The organism is Candidatus Desulfolinea nitratireducens (genome assembly GCF_982879505.1).
In genome coordinates, this window is record NZ_CEYOSI010000314.1 from 1 (window position 1) to 2,995 (window position 2,995).

Sequence of the window (2,995 nt, forward strand, 5' to 3'; positions counted from 1 at the left end):
CGAACGAGCAAGCGTTGTTCAATGGCGATATAGCCCATCGAGAAATCAACGATCTCGGCGCGTTCTTCGGTGATGGTGATGCCATCGGCGGCAGCATCAAATTGACCATCTGCCACAGCCTGGATCATGCCTTCCCATGCTGCCTCAGTGTAGACGGGAGTACAATTGATCAGGGCGCAAATTTCGTCCCAGACATCGTAGTCCCAACCAGCGGGCTCGCCACTTTCCGGATCAATATAATTGAAAGGGAGATAGGCATTTTCAACCGCGATGGTCACTTCTGCTCCACCGAGATCGGGCATGCCATCTACTTCAGCGGGAGCTGGCTCCTCGGGTGCGGCCGGTTCCGGGGCAGGTTCTGTTGCGGCGGGGCCGCAGGCGGATAGGATCAGTGTCGCAAAGAGTAGAACACTGAGTATTACAGATAACTTCTTCATTCTTTTCTCCTTTTTGAAAGTGGTTGTCAACGTAGATAGTGTTTATTTTCTCAACCCATCTACTCAAATATTAAGAATATACGAAGTTTCTATTTAATGCAAGAGGTATCCAGGATTTTTATGTAATTTTTCCGACAATAACAATTTGGCAAATGGTAAAATCCTTTATATCTATTATTTAATCCTTTTAGGAGAATAAAATGAGCGCAATATTCCCCAGTCTGGAATGGCTTGAGAAGCTAAAGGAAAAACTGAATCGAGATGAACAATACGCCCGAATTGCAAAAAAATGGGAAGGGGATATGGTTTGTCTGCTAGAGCCTGATGACAGGCTTAAAGAGCAGGCGATCCTTTATATAGACCTTTGGCATGGAAAATGCCGTGCGGTTGCTGTATGGGATGAAATTGGTGAAAAAAAACCTGCTTTTATCCTGAAAGCTTCTTATGGAAATTTTCTGCGAGTTTTGGAAGGCGACCTTGATCCCATGCAGGCCATGCTCACTCGAAAACTGGGTGTCAAGGGGAATATGGCAGTGATGATGCGGAATGTCCCCACCGTGCTGGATTTTGTGCGGTGTGCCGGTGAAATAACGGACGAGGCTATTTAAAATCTATGCAGCCGATACTCAAAGTCAACCTTTCAACGGGGATGTTTGAGGACTACCAAATTCCAGATCAATGGCAACGCGATTATCTGGGAGCCGCCTCGCTGGCCGCGCGAATTCTTTATGAAGAATTGAGCTCCGATCTTGATCCCTTTTCTGCAAATGCACCCTTGCTGATCCTGACGGGTCCGCTCACCGGGACATTTGGTCCCGCTGTGGGCAGGTTTGTAGTCACCGGAAAATCTCCGGCAACCGGCCTGTGGGCAGAATCCAATGTGGGAGGATTTTGGGGTGTTGAGTTGCGGAAATGTGGCTACGATGGAATTTGGATAACGGGAAAATATGATTCTCCCGTCTACCTTTGGTTAAACGATGGCAAGCCTGAAATACGGACGGCAGACCATCTTTGGGGGGAGGATACTTATCAGATTCAGGAATCCATTAAAGCAGAAACAAATTTGCGTTCTGCAAAAATATTCGGGATTGGTATTGCGGGTGAAAATAAAATCCCCTTCGCCGGTATTTTTTGCGATCATGGTCGCGCTGCCGGTCGGACAGGGATGGGCGCAGTGATGGGCGCAAAAAATCTCAAGGCGATTGCGGTGCACGGGAGCAAAGATATCCCGTTGGCCTCGCCGCAGACTTTCAAGGAGCTGCGTCTGGCAGCGAACAACGCTTTGAGGGACGACTCGATGACGGAGGTGATGCGAAACCTTGGCTCAGCGGGCGCTGCGGATTACTTCGATTATCTCGGCGATATGCCAAAAAAATATTTTAGCGCGGGAGTTCTTGAGGGAGCTGATCAGATTTCAGGTGCCAGTGTTGCAGAAACGATTTTGGTCGGCAAAAAAGCCTGCCATGGATGTGTGATCGCCTGCGGGCGTGTTGTTGAACTCGAGGATGGTGAGAAAAGGAAGGGGCCGGAATATGAGACCCTGGTCGGTTTTGGACCAAATCTTGGCATTACGGACGCTATATTTTGTACTCAGATGGGGGAGCTTTGTGATCGCTATGGATTGGATTCGATCAGTGCCAGTGGTACGCTAGGTCTGGCCTTTAGGCTTTTCGAATTGGGTCAGATTTCTGAAGAAGATACGGGTGGTTTGGCTCTGGGGTGGGGCAATGCCAAAGCTGCTGAAATCTTGCTTCATCAGATGGCGAAACGCGAAGGTTTTGGTGAGTTATTGGCAAAAGGTTCGTTGGCGTTGGCCCGTCATTTTGGTGCCAAAGAGCAGGCTGTGCAGGTCAATGGCCTGGAGCTGGGCTATCACGATCCGCGGGGTGCCTCGGGTATGGCGCTTGTGTATGCAACCTCCCCGCGTGGGGCCTGTCATAACCAGTCCGATTACTTTTTAGCCGATATTGGGCAGGTAGATGATAGTCTTGGACTGGAATTTTTTGACCGACACGCCGGTGCAGAGAAAGCTGCAAATGTCGCCCTTCATCAGGATTGGCGCACGGTTGGCAACGCCCTCGTGCTCTGCCATTTTGCCAATGTTTCGCCACAAACTGTGCTGGATTTGGTCAACGCTGCCTGTGGATTGGATTGGACTTTGGGTGAGCTGATGCGTTCCGGTGAGCGTGCCTGGAATTTGAAACGTACGATCAATATCAGATTGGGTTTGGTGGCCGCCAATGATCGTTTGCCCGAACCCATCCTGGAATCTCTACCCGATGGTGGTGCAAAGGGATATAAGGTCCCTTTTGATGAAATGCTCTCAGCCTACTACGCTGCCCGCGGCTGGGATGCCAAATCCGGAAAACCGACCTCCGAAAAATTGGAATCATTGGGTTTGAGCGATATAGAGAAAGATTTGTGGATTTGAAAAGTGACAAATTTATAGCCTTAAAAATCCTTTTTGTCCTTTGAACCTATCCTTAAAATAAGTGAAATGTGCATTGCATCTTTAAGATGCGTTGCACATTGGGTTCGAGAAAGAATCATGCCCTTTG

Annotated in this window: 3 protein-coding genes; 2 read left to right on the forward strand and 1 reads right to left on the reverse strand. The window is 48.8% G+C overall.

Annotation, left to right across the window (positions count from 1 at the left end):
- Nucleotides 1–437, reverse strand: a 437-nt coding sequence (locus AC3DOM_RS17110; protein ID WP_487920247.1) for a transporter substrate-binding domain-containing protein, incomplete at its 3' end; no start/stop codon positions are given.
- 200 nt (nucleotides 438–637) lie between these two features.
- On the opposite strand from AC3DOM_RS17110, the gene AC3DOM_RS17115 reads away from it, so the two are divergent.
- The gene (locus AC3DOM_RS17115; protein ID WP_487920248.1) at nucleotides 638–1,045 is read left to right on the forward strand and encodes an SCP2 sterol-binding domain-containing protein; all 408 of its coding nucleotides are present in this window, start codon (nucleotides 638–640) and stop codon (nucleotides 1,043–1,045) included.
- 5 nt (nucleotides 1,046–1,050) lie between these two features.
- Nucleotides 1,051–2,868, forward strand: coding sequence for an aldehyde ferredoxin oxidoreductase family protein (locus AC3DOM_RS17120; RefSeq protein WP_487920249.1), 1,818 nt, complete (start codon nucleotides 1,051–1,053; stop codon nucleotides 2,866–2,868).
- Nucleotides 2,869–2,995: the final 127 nt, after the last annotated feature.